The 15,890-nt window shown below is 57.1% G+C and carries 13 protein-coding genes; 4 read left to right on the forward strand and 9 right to left on the reverse strand.

Annotation, left to right across the window (positions count from 1 at the left end):
• Positions 1–65: 65 nt before the first annotated feature.
• Positions 66–1,148 (reverse strand): ribbon-helix-helix protein, CopG family, encoded by a 1,083-nt coding sequence (locus SynBIOSE41_RS08785; RefSeq protein ID WP_186540598.1) that lies wholly within the window; start codon positions 1,146–1,148, stop codon positions 66–68.
• 35 nt (positions 1,149–1,183) lie between these two features.
• Positions 1,184–2,707: a DUF3370 family protein gene (locus SynBIOSE41_RS08790; protein WP_255476040.1), complete on the reverse strand. Its 1,524-nt coding sequence runs from the start codon at positions 2,705–2,707 to the stop codon at positions 1,184–1,186.
• A gap of 87 nt (positions 2,708–2,794) precedes the next feature.
• Between SynBIOSE41_RS08790 and SynBIOSE41_RS18355 the strand changes: the two genes are divergently transcribed.
• Positions 2,795–3,121: a hypothetical protein gene (locus tag SynBIOSE41_RS18355; RefSeq protein ID WP_370594217.1), complete on the forward strand. Its 327-nt coding sequence runs from the start codon at positions 2,795–2,797 to the stop codon at positions 3,119–3,121.
• Here SynBIOSE41_RS18355 and SynBIOSE41_RS08800 read toward each other — a convergent pair.
• Genes SynBIOSE41_RS08800 through SynBIOSE41_RS08810 form a run of 3 tightly spaced genes read right to left on the reverse strand, consistent with a single transcriptional unit; the run spans position 3,103 to position 5,579 of the window.
• Entirely contained in the window at positions 3,103–3,696 is a 594-nt protein-coding gene (locus SynBIOSE41_RS08800) for a sigma-70 family RNA polymerase sigma factor (protein ID WP_186540600.1), read from the reverse strand. The genes SynBIOSE41_RS18355 and SynBIOSE41_RS08800 overlap by 19 nt on opposite strands.
• 49 nt (positions 3,697–3,745) lie before the next feature.
• The gene (locus tag SynBIOSE41_RS08805; protein ID WP_186540601.1) at positions 3,746–4,642 is read right to left on the reverse strand and encodes an ATP adenylyltransferase; all 897 of its coding nucleotides are present in this window, start codon (positions 4,640–4,642) and stop codon (positions 3,746–3,748) included.
• The gene (locus SynBIOSE41_RS08810; RefSeq protein WP_186540602.1) at positions 4,635–5,579 is read right to left on the reverse strand and encodes a SpoIID/LytB domain-containing protein; all 945 of its coding nucleotides are present in this window, start codon (positions 5,577–5,579) and stop codon (positions 4,635–4,637) included. The genes SynBIOSE41_RS08805 and SynBIOSE41_RS08810 overlap by 8 nt, the downstream gene beginning before the upstream one ends.
• Positions 5,580–5,603: 24 nt before the next feature.
• Here SynBIOSE41_RS08810 and SynBIOSE41_RS08815 point away from each other — a divergent pair, with 24 nt between their 5' ends.
• Positions 5,604–6,332 (forward strand): SDR family NAD(P)-dependent oxidoreductase, encoded by a 729-nt coding sequence (locus tag SynBIOSE41_RS08815; RefSeq protein WP_186540603.1) that lies wholly within the window; start codon positions 5,604–5,606, stop codon positions 6,330–6,332.
• Here SynBIOSE41_RS08815 and SynBIOSE41_RS08820 read toward each other — a convergent pair.
• Complete coding sequence (locus SynBIOSE41_RS08820; RefSeq protein WP_186540604.1) at positions 6,314–6,721, reverse strand: DUF2237 family protein; 408 nt, start codon at positions 6,719–6,721, stop codon at positions 6,314–6,316. The two genes, SynBIOSE41_RS08815 and SynBIOSE41_RS08820, sit on opposite strands and share 19 nt — an antisense overlap.
• 111 nt (positions 6,722–6,832) lie before the next feature.
• Here SynBIOSE41_RS08820 and SynBIOSE41_RS08825 point away from each other — a divergent pair, with 111 nt between their 5' ends.
• Complete coding sequence (locus tag SynBIOSE41_RS08825) at positions 6,833–7,063, forward strand: hypothetical protein (protein WP_066907493.1); 231 nt, start codon at positions 6,833–6,835, stop codon at positions 7,061–7,063.
• Positions 7,064–7,090: 27 nt separating this feature from the next.
• On the opposite strand, the gene SynBIOSE41_RS08830 is transcribed toward SynBIOSE41_RS08825, so the two are convergent.
• From SynBIOSE41_RS08830 to SynBIOSE41_RS08840, 3 genes are all read right to left on the reverse strand, one after another.
• Positions 7,091–7,363 carry a DUF4090 family protein gene (locus SynBIOSE41_RS08830; RefSeq protein ID WP_066907766.1) on the reverse strand — a complete coding sequence of 91 codons (273 nt, stop codon included), beginning with the start codon at positions 7,361–7,363 and terminating at the stop codon, positions 7,091–7,093.
• A gap of 45 nt (positions 7,364–7,408) precedes the next feature.
• The gene (gene metH, locus SynBIOSE41_RS08835; protein ID WP_186540605.1) at positions 7,409–11,035 is read right to left on the reverse strand and encodes a methionine synthase; all 3,627 of its coding nucleotides are present in this window, start codon (positions 11,033–11,035) and stop codon (positions 7,409–7,411) included.
• A gap of 83 nt (positions 11,036–11,118) precedes the next feature.
• Positions 11,119–12,036, reverse strand: a complete 918-nt coding sequence (locus SynBIOSE41_RS08840; RefSeq protein WP_186540606.1) for a branched-chain amino acid transaminase — start codon at positions 12,034–12,036, stop codon at positions 11,119–11,121.
• Positions 12,037–12,108: 72 nt separating this feature from the next.
• On the opposite strand from SynBIOSE41_RS08840, the gene cobN reads away from it, so the two are divergent.
• Positions 12,109–15,882 (forward strand): cobaltochelatase subunit CobN, encoded by a 3,774-nt coding sequence (cobN, locus tag SynBIOSE41_RS08845; RefSeq protein WP_186540607.1) that lies wholly within the window; start codon positions 12,109–12,111, stop codon positions 15,880–15,882.
• Positions 15,883–15,890 lie beyond the last annotated feature (8 nt).

The following is a 15,890-nucleotide window of genomic DNA, read 5'->3' on the forward strand; positions in this document are numbered from 1 at the left end:
ATCAATACGTATTAATAATCTCAGTTGAGATCATTCATGAGTCCAGTAGCAATTCTTATCCGAGACTATTGAGACATTTCTTTCTGGCGATACAGCTCTTTCAGCATCTGATAGGCCTCGTTGAGGCGGCGCATGGCATCGGTTGAACCTCCCGAATCAGGATGTACTTCAACAGCCTTGCGTTTGTAGGCGTCGCGAATCGAACGCAATGTCAGGGACTGGCCAGCCTGCGTGGGCAATTCCAGTTGTTTGAGTGCACCATGCAGCGTCATCGTGGACTCGAGTGTTTGGAAGGAGGTGACCTTACGGCTGCGCTTGAAACGACTGACAAAGCGACGAATCAACGTTGGGATCCGATCTGGAACTGAAGCACTCGCAAACGGATCCTCCAACACCGCGGCAGCAACAATCACCTGCTCGAAGCGAGGGGAAGGAACCATCCAGCTTTTGCAGAATTCAGTCATGGAGTGATTGACCTGACTCCAGGTGAATGTGCGCCCCTCGGATCCATCGATATGGGGCCAGATGTCACGGGCCATCCACAACATCACAGCCTCCATGACGGTTGGACCTGGATTGGAGCCATAAAGAGTAAGCCAATGGTTCAGGGCAACTTCAGACCAATCCTTGATCTGTTCATCACTGATCACCGGCACAAGCGGGATTTCCGTGCTCGGTTGCCTGCTTGGCGTAAGGCTTTCGCGAATCGCGTTGCTGCGCTTGCGAACAAATCCGGGCAGATCAATACCGCCGCCAACGGTTGCTGCATTGCGTGTCGGTGGTTGGGGAGAGACGGGGCGATCCTGCTCATTGTTGGTCGTATCCAGCCCACCGGCTGAGCCAACCAGAACGATGGCTCGATCCTCGTCGTATTGAGGTTGCTGGATCGGTTCTGTGACAAGAGAAGCCTTTGATCTCTCCTCTGCTTCAGAAGCCGTTGGGTCCGCTGAATCCTCGGGAGACTGGTCAGCCAGCGGATCCAACTCTGCGCCAGGGGCATCATCCTGATCAAGATCGGGATGAAAGATTTCCTCAAGCAGTCGACGGAGACATTCCCCCCTGGAACGGGTCTTCCAGTCCTTGCGAAGCTGATCAATCTGGTCGACGAGCTCCTCGGGTAATTCCAGGCTGATGCGCTTGCCGCTCATAGGGCTGTGTCGTTCTGACCGTCAAGCAGGTGTGATCATCGACCCTGCAGGCGACGCAACCATTCCTGTTGAGCACGGATCGCCTCACGGTAACGCTGCTCGAGGCTGCTGTTCACTCTTGACGGCATGATCATGGCAGGAGGCATGGCATTGGATCCACCTCTCGGAGCCACAAGCAGCGGAGGCGGTGGAGGTGTGGTTCTTCTCACAGGCTGCAGAACAGGCCTGGCAACAGGTGCAACAGGCTTCGCGTCCGGAGCAGGTTGAGTGTTAACAGCCGGCGGGGCCACCTCTGGCTTGACCTTGCGGGTCTTCGCTTCAGCTTGCGCCTTTCTTGCAGCTTCCAGCATCTGTTCTCGCTGACGCAGCATGGCCAGCTGAGTGACTGGGACCACGCTGAGCAGATGACCCGGCGTGGCATCGGCTGGATAAACAACACTCACAGTGACAGGGTTGTTTGCTCCACGCTTGAGATCAAGATCCGCGATCGAAAGGCTCTGCCCGGAGCGCATGCCGACATGAACTTCTTGATAACCCTGATCAGTTTTAATGCCGATTGACCCACGGAAGGCCGTGAATGGTGAGCGACCTGAGGCAACAGGATGACTGAGAACCAGCTCATGTGCACCCTCACCAGCAAGATTCAGGTCAACATCAAAACGTACTCCATATGTACCAACGTTATTGACTGCTGAATCAACCATTCGTGTGCTGAGTTGATTGACCTGAATGTCACGAGTGCCGAAATGATGCTTTCGCGTGCTGGTCAAAGGCACATGCAATGAACCCTGAGACAGATCATGCTGAATTGAGGCTTTGTACTCATCACCAAGCGCGACTCCTGCAACGCGGGAGAACACCTGGCCTGACTGAATCTCACGAATGCGATTGAGATAAATTCTTCCAGGCGCAAGTCGTCCACGATCAAGCACAGCAATCAGTGCACGTTCGTCCTGAGTTTCTTCTGCTGCAATCACAGCCATCTGAAAAGGCCCATCACTGCTACCACGCAGTAGGCCATTCATGATTCCACGCGCAGGCAAAACACTGCTCACAATCACTTTGCGACTGTTCGGAGGAATAACGACTTCTCTTGAAAGCTTGCGGTCCAATTCGCCACGAAGAATCTGGACTGCCGTCGCATCACCAGGGCCTGTGTTCCAGGGTCTGGGGCCCAGCGGCTTCACCCCCATCAGCTTATTGGGATGATAAGGAGCCTCAAAACTGTTTTTTACTGAACCTCTTTTGAATCGCAACGTGACAGGGGACGAACCGGGATTGATCGCAATGGCAGCAACAGTCAGCAGTCCTCGAGCTCTGCGGCCCCCTAGCTTGCTGGAATCCTGGGGATAGTATTTATGGTGCATATGAACACCAAATTCACCATTGAAAGTGAATGTGGAGTTCTTGAGTGGTCGATTGGTTTCGGCAGCGATTGAACTGCCCGGTGAGGTATCCACCAGGATGCCCGGGCCTTTAACAATCTCAGGTTGATTGGAGTGCAGAACGGGAACGTTATTGAAGCTGCCGTTCAGAGGCCTTGCTCGCTGACCGGCCATCAAAGGGACGTAGGCCTGCACGGGCCTCACAAACTCAGTCGAGAGCGTCCCAGCCGAGACGCCAATCAGGACCAGCAGTGGGATTCGGTGAGACACTCGCGACTGGTGACTGGCGGCCATGAACAGGCTCAAGTTCCAAACTTAATCGCCAGAGGAAAAACCGCCAAGCGTTCGCGCAGACGCGATGAACGGGCCGTTCTCGCCAGGATGGTGGGAGCTAACAACCCTCGGATGTTTCCACCTTTTGGCTGCTCACCCTGCGCAGATGGCGACTGGCAGCGTCATCATCAGGAGCGAAAACTGCGCATGATGCGCTTCTGGCGTGACGGTCTCGAGCGTCAGATCGCTGCTGTGACGGCAGCCATCAGCACTCTTGAGCAGCAGATCGAACGGGATCAGGCCAGCTCCAGCTGAACTGACAGCTGTTGGCGCAGCTGGGCCAGTCCGCGCTTGACGCGACGCTGCACGGTCATGGCACTGACGCCGGTTCTGCTGGCCACATCTCTGAGACTCTGCCCTTTGAGGATCACCTCAACAACTGCGGTTTGTTCCTTTCTGGGTAAATCTTGGAGCGCGAGGGCAAGCTGTTGGCGATTTTCCGTTCGCTCCATGACATTGCAGTGATCAGGCTCCTGACTGATCAGGTCATCCTCCAAGGGCAGAAACCGCCGTCGTTGCGTTGCCGCATTGAAACCTGCGCCGATGTCCCGATCACTGTCCTGTTCCGCTCGGGGAAGTCGAATGATTGCCGCTTTGTCGCGTAGGTAGTGCAGGATCGCCCCCCTGATATGAGGACGAGCGAATGCCGAGAACGGAATGTCTCTCTGGCCTTCAAAGCGTTCAGCTGCCCTGAGTAAACCCAGTAATCCAACTTGTTGGAGATCGTCAGGATCCTGACCACTTTTGGCTGCATAACGCCTGGCCAACGGTTCTACAAGCCGCATGTGCTGCGCGACCCTTGCATTGCGTCTTGACTGCTGTCTGTTCATTGGTTGCCTGAAGAGGAGCTGATCGACTCCTTCAGACAGACACCGCTGATCAGCTCACTGCATCCGCGGAACCACTGAAACCGGGAACAACCTGCCTGAGCAACTGCTCACCGCCATGGCTCTGAAGCCAGGCCAGGTCGGATCGTTGTGTCGCCAACAGGTAACCAGCAAATCCCAGTGCATTGACACTGAATCCCCTGACCTGGTCTTGACTGCGCTTGATCAGCGCCATCCATGACTGCGTCAGCAACAGGTTGTAGGGAACAGCGGGAGGCTGTTGCGTGGAACGATCACCGAGCCCCAATTGCCAGGCAAGGGAGCGATAAAGCTCATGAAGGATGATCCCCTGGTCGTCTGGATTGCTCGAAACTGGACGTTCAGCGATGACACAGCTGTCGACCAGCGGATCGGAGATCTGCCCGTCACCTGTCGATACTGCTGGCATCAGCAGACGTTCCGTGAACCAGGGCAGTCGCGGACAGATGCGCTCTCCGGGAGCACGGGGCAAGAGCTGAAGATGACGATGGGGCTGACTAGCTCCCGCTCTGGGACCGCTGTTGAAAAACCAGAGACCGGTGCTGTCGTTATCGACCTGCACCAGGGCACGCCAGTCATCAGGTTGAAGCCAGTGAATTTGAGAAGCCCAGTCCTGAGTGATCAGCAACATGTGCCCTCGCTCAACGGGGTACTTGTTGAGAATCAGAACGTGATTGTTGTGAATCTGCTCCACCTCGAGTTGTGAATCCCATGGGAGAAAGGGATTTGGCTTGGGCCCCTCAGGTCTGTGGTGCTTGGGAAGAGCCGCATTCAGCTGACGCAGTTCGAACTGTTCCGCCCTGGGTCCTGAGAGCTCAATCGTGGAAGTACCGAGGGGGATCAGGGCTCCGCAGTTCCTGGCCTGTTCGGAGCGCTTCAGCGCCTTCGACCAGAAATGCTTCTCACCCATCGGATTTGATCCTCGCCAGGGAGGCCCCGGAGTAGTACCTGCCGAGGATCTCGTTGAATCGAAGCCCCTGCTGAGCCAGCTCCTGAGCACCATGCTGACTCATGCTTGCACCGAGATGTCCATGCGCTTCATCGGAGATCTCCTGTGTGGAGGCATACAACGACTCAACCAGTCCACCCTTGAAACTCAACACCAGTCCCCGTGTCGCTTCAGTGGCCTGGATCGTTGACGAGCTGCTGCTGGTTCTTCCTGCGTAAGCCTGCCAGCGAGTCGTGTCTCCGAGGTTCCAGTCGTTGCTGGCGGGTCGGAGCATGTGTACGAGGCCGTAGGAGCGTGCGGCTACGGCCTGGGCCTTGAGCGCTTCCCCATTCCAGTGGCTTGGCATTTCAGCTCCCACAACGGAGGCCACATAGCGTTCGAGGTTGATCTGGTTGATCGCGAGCCATCCCTTTCCCCTGTTGAGCAGGTGAATCGTTCCTTCATAGGCACGACCATTCACCAGCACCGATCCGCCGGTACTTCCGCAGCTGAAAAGACCTGTGGTGGCCTGGGTGAGCATCCCATTGAGAACACCTGGCTGAATGGGAGTCCCACCCTGCGTTCTGCAATCCGCTCCATCCTGGGTACTGACCTTCCTTAACGGGCGCTGACTCAACAGGGCAATGCGCACCTGGGGATCAACGCTCTCACTCGGCGCTGGCACAGCAGGGACAGATCCGGCTGAAGGATCCAATCCTTGCTTCTCAGCTCGCTGGGCCGCTTGGAGCGGCTGCTTCTCGCTGTCGAGTTGAGCCTGATCATCAAACAGTGCGCTGAGAAGAGCCTCTGTGTCTTGGCTCGCTGTGTTGAACCGCCCGGCACTGGTGGACCAGGCAATCAATGCGGCCAGACCCGCACTCGCCGTCAAAGTCAGCAACAGTGGTCGAACGAGACGCATACCCGCTGAGACGGAGATGGAATCATGCCTGAAATCTGCTCCGAAAGCTGGCAGGGACGAGCTTTGGTGGTTGGAGGCGGCGGAATCGGGCGGGCATTGAGTTCGGAACTGGCACGCCGCCAGCCGTCACTGCTGGTGACGCTGGCGACCCGCCAACCCTTGTCAGATCGGGAGTGGAGCGTTGACCTGCAATCCCCGGACAGTCTCAGCCAACTGACCGAACAACTCAGTGATGACTCCCATCCTCTGAGGGTCGTGATCAATGCGACAGGGCGTCTCCACAGTCCCTCCTATCAACCTGAAAAACGGCTGCAACATGCCGAACAATCAGCTCTGCTGGATTCTTTCGCCATCAACGCAGCCGGACCTCTGCTGCTTGCCAAGTCAGTCGAGCCTGTTCTGAACAGAGACACGCCCTTTCATTTCGCCAGCCTGAGTGCCAGGGTCGGCAGCATCGGCGATAACCGCAGCGGCGGCTGGTACGCCTATCGCGGCGCCAAGGCAGCACAGAACATGATGCTGCGCTGTCTGAGTCTCGAGTGGGCGCGACGTCTGCCGCTGGCGACGGTGACTCTTCTGCACCCTGGAACGACAGACACAGCCCTTTCGAAGCCCTTTCAGAGCTTTGTACCCAAAGAGAAGCTGTTCAGCCCTGAAAGGGCAGCAAGGCATCTTCTGGATGTCCTGATGCAGCAGACACCATCCGACACCGGTCGATTTCTCGCCTGGGATGGTCAGGCCATTCCCTGGTGAGCATGCTTTTTCAGGATCTCCAGGGGAATGATCTCAACGGTGCTGGATTCGGTGGAGTCCAGGAGAACAGGCGGAGCCATCCCATCCTCATGGGCTTCCTTCCAGCGAGGGGCACACACACACCAGTGATCTCCAGGCTGAAGACCAGGGAAACCAAACTCGGGCATCGGAGTGCTCAGATCATTGCCTTGGGCCCTGCTGTAGCTGAGAAAGCTTTCCGTCATCACGCAGCAGACGCTGTGACGTCCGAGATCCCCCACATCTGTTCGACAGTGTCCATCTCTGAACCATCCGGTCATTGGTTGACAGCTGCAGACCTCCAGAGGCTTACCTAGAACGTTCAGATCAATGGCCTGGACTTCGTTTTGGGGCGATGTTTCAGAGCTCATTACGCCATGCAATCCACGAGGAGTCTGCCGAAGGAGTGGCACATTGCGCGACAAGATGGTTGACGGATCCAGGGGGCGAGGCGTTAAAGGTCAATCAGTTATGCCTCCTCGATGGATTGGGAGTTCACTGAAGACGCAGCGTTCCTCGCCCTCTGCGACGCCTTCCGCGAGAGCGGGGAATCCTCGGCGATTGAGTTCCTCGCCAATGGTGAAGGGGCATTCCACTTTCAGGACCTGTCTCAGAATGCTGCGGGGGAGGGGATCGACCTCAGCGAATCCAGTGCCCTCGAGGAATTTCAACAGGAAGTGATCGACACGATGGAGAAGCTCTGCCAGGAATAATCCGCAGAGCTCCATCAGCGGCTTGGGTCAGCCGTAGAAGAAGCTGATCTCCTTAGCCTTCAGACCTTCCCATCCAGCATCGATCAGGCGCTGATTGAGCGTTGCCTGGTCGAAATGTTTAGCGCCAGTTCTGACCACCCTGTTGCGCATCGATTTTCGGACTCCACTGCGCTTGCGCTGGCCCTCAAGCGTCATCACTTCCCTGTAAAGCGTCAGCATCTGAGCAGGCAGAGGAGATCCATCCAGATCGATCCCTGCATTGATCGCCTCGTCGATGGCGCCGGGCCCACTGAGATCCATGGTGATGCGGTGAATGACAGCTGCAGTCTGCAACAGTGATTTGGCTCAGGCACTGAAGTAGCGGGCTTTGCTGTGCAACGCCACCAGTGCCGTGGTGCTCTGTTCCGGGTGCAGCTGGTCACCTTCATCCATGCTCAGGCCGACTCGTTCAGCGCCCAGCCACAGCAGCTGTTGCCGTGAATCCGCCACGTTGGGACAAGCCGGGTAGCCGAAGGAGTAACGACTGCCCCTGTAGCGCTGAGCCAACACATCCCTGAGCTTCATATCCTCGGGATCCGCAAATCCGCATTCACGTCTCACACGGGCATGGGTCCATTCGGCCAGGGCTTCGGCCATCTGGACGGCCAGTCCATGGAAGAACAGGTAATCGCTGTAGGAGTCAGTCTCGAACAGCTGTTGAGCAAAGACTGACGCCTGTTCTCCCATGGTGACCGCCTGCATGGGCAGAACATCGCTGGGACCTCCGTCAACGAGGTCCCTGTAGAAGTCGGCGATGCAGTAGCGGTTGCCGCCACGCTGGCGTGGCAGTGAAAAGCGGCCAAGCTGACGTGATCCATCCTGGTCAAAGACCACGACATCATTGCCCTCACGCCCGCAGGGGAAATAGCCATAGGCAACTGCAGGGTGCAGAAGGCTTTCATCGATTGCGCGTTCAAGCCAGGCCTGCAGAACGGGTTCTGCCTTGGCTTGCAGATCAGCCTCATAGTCCTCCCGTGACTGACCTTTGACCTTGCGCATCTGCCACTGACCGGCGAACAGAGCCTGTCGATCGAGATAGGCCATCACCTCCGGCAGAGGTATTTCAGCGTCTCCCTGCAACACCTTCGGACCCAGGAACGAAGGCTGAACAGCTGCTTCCTCAGGCACCGTTTCCGATCGATCGAAACTGACAGGCACCGGGTCGACCTTGGCCTGCTTCAGCGTTTCGCTTGGCGTCGAATCATCGGTTGTTCCTGGCTCCGAGCTGGAACCCGATTCACCCCCAAGCGACAGGCCCTCGGGGGTGCCGTTGAGGAATCCCTTTTCGTTGTCCCAGGAATCGGATTGACGAGCATCAACGAAAGCATCCATGAAACGCAGATCGGTAAATGCGTCCCTGCCATAGAGAACCTTGCCGTTGTACACCTCACTGCAGTCCTTGTTGACAAACCTGGGAGTCAGAGCAGCACCCCCGAGGACAACAGGAACGTTGATTCCAGCTTCATTGAATGCTGAAAGATTGTCTTTCATGAATGCAGTGGATTTCACGAGAAGTCCACTCATCGCTATGCAGTCAGCCTGATGTTTTTCTTGGGCAGCAATAATGGCACCAACGTCTTGCTTAATACCCAGATTGATCACCTCATAACCATTATTAGTGAGAATGATGTCAACAAGATTCTTGCCGATGTCATGAACATCTCCCTTCACTGTGGCAATCAGGAATTTTGCCTTAGCCGACCGTTCGCCATCACTTTTCTCCATATGGGGTTCGAGGAAAGCAACCGCTGATTTCATGGTTTCAGCGGATTGCAAGACGAAGGGAAGCTGCATCTGTCCAGAGCCGAACAGTTCACCCACAACCTTCATTCCATCAAGAAGAAAGGTATTTACGATCTCAAGAGGTTTGTAGTTCTCAAGACCCTCATTCAACGCTTCCTCCAGACCGATCCGTTCACCGTCAATGATGTGCTGCTTGAGCCGCTCCTCAACGGGAAGATCAGCCAAAGATGGGCCTGAGGAGCGGGCATCCTTGGTGCTGACACCCTCAAAAAGCGTGGTGAGCTCTGTGAGTGGGTCATAGATGCAGACATCCCCGTCAAATCGTCGGGAATCGTTGATCAGATCGCGACAAACCTGCTGATGATCCTCCTCAATCTTGATCAGAGGCAGAATCTTCGCCGGAGAAACGATTGCGGCATCCATTCCCGCCTCACAGCAGTCGTGAAGGAAAACGGAATTGAGCGTAATCCTGGCCGCTGGTGAAAGACCGAAGCTGACGTTCGAGACACCGAGCAAGACGTGAACACCAGGCAGTTCACTACGAATTCGACGAATCGCTTCGATGGTTTCAATGGCATTGCGCCGATCCTCTTCGATACCTGTAGAAATGGGCAGTGCGAGTGGGTCGTAAAATATTTCTCGAGCTGGAATACCAAACTCAACGGCATCTCTGTAAGCACGTTTTGCAATGGCGACTTTTTTCTCAGCCGTTCGCGCCATGCCTTCCTCATCAATGGTGCCGACTACCACAGCTGCGCCGTAACGGCGAGCCAGTTCAAGCACCTTGAAAAAACGCTCATCGCCATCCTCATAGTTGGTGGAATTGAGGATGCATTTACCGCCGGCAACTTTCAGTCCGGCCTCCATTTTCTGCCACTCAGTTGAATCGAGCATCAATGGCAGATTCACATTGGTGACCACACGAGTCACCAGCTCATGCATATCTTTCTCACCGTCGCGTCCCACATAATCGACATTGACATCGAGCACATGGGCGTTCTCCTTCACCTGCCCCCGTGCAAGACCGACAAGACCATCCCAATCTTCTTCATTCAGCAAATCACGCACCTTTCTTGATCCGCTTGCATTCAGTCGCTCGCCGATGATCAGGAAGGAGTTGTCCTGGAAATACGGCGTAGCTCCATACAGCGAAGCTGCGGCCGGTTCGTAACCCAGCTGCTGTCGTTCAAGGTGATGCGTCCTCACCTTCCTGTTGGCCGGTTTCAGTTCGTCGGAGATTTCAGAAAGCGCTTTGATGTGGGCCGGTGTTGTGCCGCAACAGCCACCGATGACCTGAACGCCAAGATCCTCAACGAAGTGCATGAGCTGCATTTTCAGCTCAATGGGGGTAAGTCGGTAATGGGCAACGCCGCCGATGTTCTCCGGAAGTCCGGCATTGGGGATGCAGCTCACCACAAACGGCGAGTACTCGGCCAGATACTTGATGTGCTCCTTCATCTGCTCAGGACCGGTGGCACAGTTCAAACCGAGCACATCGATCGGAAACGGTTCGAGAATCGAGACCACTGCTGCGATATCCGAGCCAACCAACATGGTCCCCGTGGTTTCCATCGTTACGGACACCATCAGTGGCCGTCGTTGCCCACTAGCGGCGAAGGCATCCTCAACGCCCTGCAGCGCTGCCTTGATCTGGAGCACGTCCTGACAGGTCTCGATGATGAACAGATCCACATCACCGGCAATCAGACCTGCCGCCTGATCGCGGAAGGAGGCGCGCAGCGTGTCGAAATCAATGTGGCCAAGGGTCGGGAGCTTCGTGGTGGGCCCCATCGAACCAGCCACAAAGCGCGGCTTCTCTGCGGTGCTGTATTCATCAGCCATCTCACGTGCCAGTTGCGCGGCACGCTTGTTGAGAACAAAAGCCTGATCCTCGAGGTCGTATTCCGCCAGCACCACGGACGCCGCACCGAACGTGTCCGTCTCGATCACATCACAACCTGCCTCCAAAAACTGGCGATGCACGGCCTGAACCGCGTCGGGACGGGTGATCACCAGGTTTTCGTTGCAGCCCTCGAGAACTTCACCGCCGAAATCAGCAGCAGACAGATCCATCTGCTGCAAGGAAGTGCCGGTGGCACCGTCAAACACCAGAACAGGACGACTGGGATCGTGCAGTCGCTTCAGGAAGCGTGATGATTCAGTGATGGATTTGGTCTGAACTGCCTGCATCACCACTGATTCGGTCAGGTCATCCTAAGAAATGCTGGGATCAGAGCCCCGCTGCTGATGGCCTGAAATGGGACGCTGCTTGCTTAGCTCTCCATTTCGATGCGGGTGACCCAGTGGGCGTACTGCTCATCACGCCCCTCGGTGATCGCCACAAGCTTGGAACGGAGCGCTTCCATCAACGGTCTGTGGTGCGAGAGAATCGTTGATTCCAGCTGGCGGATTGGACTGATCTTGGCCGCTGTTCCGGTCAGGAACACTTCATCAGCGATGAACAGCTCGGTCTTGTCGACCGGCCGCTCGATCACCTCGATGCCCATGCCCTTGGCCAGTTCGATCACACTGGCCCGCGTGATCCCCTCGAGGATGTCCTGATCGACACCCGGGGTGATCAGCTGGCCGTCGCGGACGATGAACAGATTCATGCCGCTGGCTTCACTCACCTTGCCGCGGGTGTTCATCAGCAGGGCTTCATCAAAACCGCTGGCGACAGCCTCCGACTTCGCCAGCGAGCTGGTGATGTAAGCGCCGCTGATTTTGCCTCGCAATGGTAAGGAGCGATCCTCCTGACGGGTCCAGCTGCTGATGCGACAACTCACTCCATCCGGAGAGAGATAGTCACCCAGCTCCAGGCCATAGATCAGAAAATCGGTCTCGATGTTGTGCAGTCTTGGCGCGATGCCGAGATCACTCGTGTACACGAATGGCCTCAGATAAATCGGTGTGGTGGGCTTATTGGCATGAAGTATGGCTGTGAGAGCTTCCATCACGGTCTCTTCAGCGAGCTCAGCCATCAACAGATGGGCGCTCTGAGACAGCCGACGGGCGTGACGGTCGGCACGGAAAAGGAGCATTCCTCCCGGTTTGACGGGATCAGGAATGGCCCGCATCCCACCGAAGGCTCCAGTGCCGTAATGCAATGCATGCGTCGCCACCGACACCTTGGCTTCCTCGAAAGGAACGCAGCGTCCCTGGAACCAGGCGTAGGGAAGGAACTGATGCATCGCTGAGGGTCCGTTGACCAGATCTTCTCACCCGTCAGTTCCAGATCGTCTTGTCCTCTGGAGAATGGGGAGATGCACCGCCTAAGCAGCCTGCCAGGGGCCGACATCGATGGGCCGATCTCCTACGTGGAGCAACCCTCTGCGCCGGTGATGTTTCTCACCAGCGCCAGCTCGGACATTTCCGCCCTGGCAAGAGTTCTGGACAGGCCGAAGCAAGTGTTCTGGCAGAACAAGATCCGTGCACTGCCGCTCGATGCCCTCGACCATCCAGCCCAGATCGATCATTACCTGGCCGTCTGCACGGGCGAGACACAGCTGATCGTGATCAGATTGCTCGGTGGTCGCGGTCACTGGTCCTACGGCCTTGAGCAGTGCTGCTCATGGGGTTCACAACAGCCGGGGCGGCAGCTGCTTGTTTTGGCCGGAACTCCCGAACAGGACCGTGAACTGCATCCACTCAGCAGCCAGCCTGAGCCCTTCTGTGATGCCATGGCGCTGCTGTTGCGAGAAGGAGGAGCAGACAACCTGCAGCGTTGGCTCGACGGACTGCAATGGATTCTCGCCAGGGCAGCAGGCGCGGCATCTGCCACGGATCCACCCTCACTGACGCTGACGGCCAGCCCCGATCCCGACCCCTACGACTGGCAGCATGAAGAGGGGCCGACAGTCGGCGTGCTTCTCTATCGCGCCCATCGCCAATCAGCGGATGTTCACTGGTGCGATGTTCTGCTCAAAGCCCTTCGAGCACGAGGACTGGCCCCTAAAGCACTCTGGGTGAGCAGCCTGCGTGATCCGGCCGTTCAGAGGGCTGTGAAGGACCTGTACCGGCAGCAGTCGGTGGAGTTGGTGATCACCTCCACATCATTTGCGTCTGTTCAGTTCTCGGAAGCAGGTCTTGGTGCACCTCTCTGGGATGAACTGGATCGTCCTGTTCTGCAGATGCTGAGCTCCGGACGTTCCCGTGACCGTTGGCAGAAGTCCTTTCAGGGTCTTGATCCGATTGATCTATCACTTCAGGTTGTTCTGCCTGAACTGGATGGTCGAATCACAACGCGCATTGGCGCCTTCCGCGAAGTGGACCACGCAGATGAGCGCTTGTGCACAGCGGTCAAACGCCTGGAGCCTGATATCGCCGGGCTGAGCTGGATTGCTGAGCACGCCAGGGCCTGGGTTGACTTGCGTTCCACTGAAGCCGAACAGCGTTCAATTGCATTGGTCTTGGCGAATTACCCCCTGAGGAACGGCCGCCTGGCCAATGGCGTCGGTCTCGACACGCCTGCCAGCTGTCTCAACATCCTGCACTGGCTTCGCAAGGACGGATTCGACCTGGGTGAGCAGCTTCTGCCTGAGGATCCTGATTTGCTGATCCAACAGGTTCTCAACGGTCGAACCAACGATCCGGAAAGTCACACCAGGCCACCTCTCACCTACCTGCCGCTTTCTCACTACCAGCGCTGGTGGACATCGCTGCCTGAAGCCGCCAGGTCGCCGATCCTGCAACGCTGGGGTGAACCTGAGACAGCGGTCGATCTTGAGCCTCACGGCTTCGCAATCCACGGACTGCGATTCGGACGTGTGGTTGTTCTGGTGCAGCCCAGTCGTGGCTATGACGCCGATCAGCTCAGTGATCTGCATTCTCCGGATCTTCCCCCTCCCCATCGCTATCTGGCGCAGTACCTCTGGCTGCGGGAAATCCACCACTGTCAACTGATGCTGCATGTGGGCAAGCACGGCAGTGCGGAATGGCTGCCGGGGAAGTCAGTGGGCCTCAGTCCGAGCTGTGCGCCTGCGCTCGCGCTCGGTGCCATCCCCCATCTCTATCCCTTCATCGTCAACGATCCAGGCGAGGGGTCGCAGGCCAAGCGTCGTGGTCATGCGGTGATCCTGGACCACCTCACCCCTCCCCTCGGCAGGGCTGGTCTGCATGGACCGATGCTGTCCCTGGAATCACTTCTGGATGAATACATCGAAGCGAGGCAACTCGGCGCCTCCCGATGCGATCAAATCCAACAACAGCTGATCCAGCTGCTGATCGATCTGAACTGGCCTTCGGTTGAAAGAATCCTGGCGAACCAGAGCTCATCAGCAGAGATCGGTGACCTGCTCGAGCAGGTTGAGACCTACCTGTGTGAACTCAAGGAAGCGCAGATCAGAACAGGCCTGCATCGCCTGGGGGAGCATCCACAACCAATTCAACTGGCTGAGTTGTTGCTGGCGATCGCCCGCTCCCCAGCGTCCGATCGTCCTGGACTCACCCAGTGGATGAGCCGCAGTGTCGGCCTGGAATGCGATCCCTGGAAGGACGAGGACGGAGCTTTGCTGTCCGATCAGGATCGGCAGATCCTGGAACGCCATGGCTGCCATCAGCCTCGGCGACTCAGTGATGCGGTGGAGTGGATCGAGACTCAGGCCGAACAGCTTCTGCTGCAGCTGATCGACGTCGAAGAATCAGATCAGCATGAGCAGGCGAAACCACTGAACAAATGCTTTCAGCAACTGCTGAACTCAGAAACCTTGCCTGGTCCACTCCAGTTCATCAAGACTGATCTCTGGCCCAGGTTGCAGCAATCGGCCAGTCATGAACATCAGGCCGTGCTGGCGGCCGCTGGCGGCCGTCGCATTGCCAGCGGACCCTCCGGTGCACCAACCCGTGGACGGGATGACGTTCTGCCGACGGGACGCAACTTCTATTCCGTGGATCTTCGTGGTCTGCCGACAGAAGCGGCCTGGGATCTGGGACGCCGCAGCGCGGAACAGCTTCTGGATCTCTACGAACTCGAGGAAGGGGAACCCCTGCGAAACCTGGCCTTATCTGTCTGGGGGACAGCCACCATGCGTAATGGAGGCGAAGACATCGCGCAGATGTTTGCCCTGCTCGGCGTGCGGCCCGTCTGGGATGGCCCGACACGGCGCATGGTGGACCTCGAGCTCATCCCCTTGACTGTGCTGGAGCGACCGCGTGTGGATGTCACTCTGCGCATGTCGGGATTGTTCCGGGATGCTTTTCCCCAACTGCTTGCCTGGGCCGATCGTGCGCTGTCGATGGTGGCTGGTCTGGAGGAAACCGACACCGACAATCCCCTGGCAGCATTGACACGCCGCCAGGGGCCTCAGGCCCGTCTGTTCGGATCCGCTCCGGGCTCCTACGGTGCTGGACTTCAGGCCTTGATGGACTCAGGTCAGTGGGAACGGCGTGATCAGCTCGGAGAGGCGTACCTGGCATGGAGTTCCTGGCGCTATGACGCTGAAGCGACAGCCCATCTAGACCGGGAAGGGCTGGAACAGGCTCTCCGGAACGTTCAGGTTGTGCTGCACAACCAGGACAACAGAGAACACGACCTGCTCGATTCCGATGACTACTACCAGTTCCAGGGAGGCCTGGCCGCTGCAGTGAACCGGGTCAGCGGCAAAGATCCGAAACTGTTCTTTGCTGATCACTCCCGAAGCGAACGGCTGAGGATTCATCGTCTGGATCGGGAGATCGACAAGGTGGTCCGCAGCCGACTGCTCAACCCTCGCTGGATTGAAGGAATGATGCAGCACGGATACAAGGGCGCCTTCGAGATGGGTGCAAGCCTCGATTACCTGTTTGCCTATGACGCCACCACCGGTGCTGTGCCCGATTGGTGTTACAGCCGAATCGCTGAAAGCTGGCTGCTTGATCCGGATGTCAGAGACTTCCTGCTGAAACGAAATCCATGGGTCATGAGAGACATGGCCGAACGTTGCTTGGAGGCAGCGACAAGGGGTCTGTGGAAAGACGCCGATCCCGCGCTGCTCGAAGCCATCAGACGCGTGTTGCTCGACTCTGAGCGAGCGGTTGAAGCAGGTAACTTCTGCGCCTGAGACGACGA

Origin of the sequence: Synechococcus sp. BIOS-E4-1 (assembly GCF_014279995.1) — a bacterium.
Classification (GTDB): Bacteria; Cyanobacteriota; Cyanobacteriia; order PCC-6307; family Cyanobiaceae; genus Synechococcus_C.

Excerpts from the sequence above, each read along its gene's own strand:
- SynBIOSE41_RS08820 (WP_186540604.1), bottom strand. The coding sequence starts at position 6,721 with ATGAGCTCTGAAACATCGCCCCAAAACGAAGTCCAGGCCATTGATCTG.
- SynBIOSE41_RS08830 (WP_066907766.1), bottom strand. The coding sequence starts at position 7,363 with ATGGATCTCAGTGGGCCCGGCGCCATCGACGAGGCGATCAATGCAGGG.
- SynBIOSE41_RS08790 (WP_255476040.1), bottom strand. The coding sequence starts at position 2,707 with ATGGCCGGTCAGCGAGCAAGGCCTCTGAACGGCAGCTTCAATAACGTT.
- SynBIOSE41_RS08800 (WP_186540600.1), bottom strand. The coding sequence starts at position 3,696 with ATGAACAGACAGCAGTCAAGACGCAATGCAAGGGTCGCGCAGCACATG.
- SynBIOSE41_RS08805 (WP_186540601.1), bottom strand. The coding sequence starts at position 4,642 with ATGGGTGAGAAGCATTTCTGGTCGAAGGCGCTGAAGCGCTCCGAACAG.
- SynBIOSE41_RS08815 (WP_186540603.1), top strand. The coding sequence starts at position 5,604 with ATGCCTGAAATCTGCTCCGAAAGCTGGCAGGGACGAGCTTTGGTGGTT.
- SynBIOSE41_RS08825 (WP_066907493.1), top strand. The coding sequence starts at position 6,833 with ATGGATTGGGAGTTCACTGAAGACGCAGCGTTCCTCGCCCTCTGCGAC.
- SynBIOSE41_RS08810 (WP_186540602.1), bottom strand. The coding sequence starts at position 5,579 with ATGCGTCTCGTTCGACCACTGTTGCTGACTTTGACGGCGAGTGCGGGT.
- metH (WP_186540605.1), bottom strand. The coding sequence starts at position 11,035 with ATGCAGGCAGTTCAGACCAAATCCATCACTGAATCATCACGCTTCCTG.
- cobN (WP_186540607.1), top strand. The coding sequence starts at position 12,109 with ATGCACCGCCTAAGCAGCCTGCCAGGGGCCGACATCGATGGGCCGATC.
- SynBIOSE41_RS08785 (WP_186540598.1), bottom strand. The coding sequence starts at position 1,148 with ATGAGCGGCAAGCGCATCAGCCTGGAATTACCCGAGGAGCTCGTCGAC.
- SynBIOSE41_RS08840 (WP_186540606.1), bottom strand. The coding sequence starts at position 12,036 with ATGCATCAGTTCCTTCCCTACGCCTGGTTCCAGGGACGCTGCGTTCCT.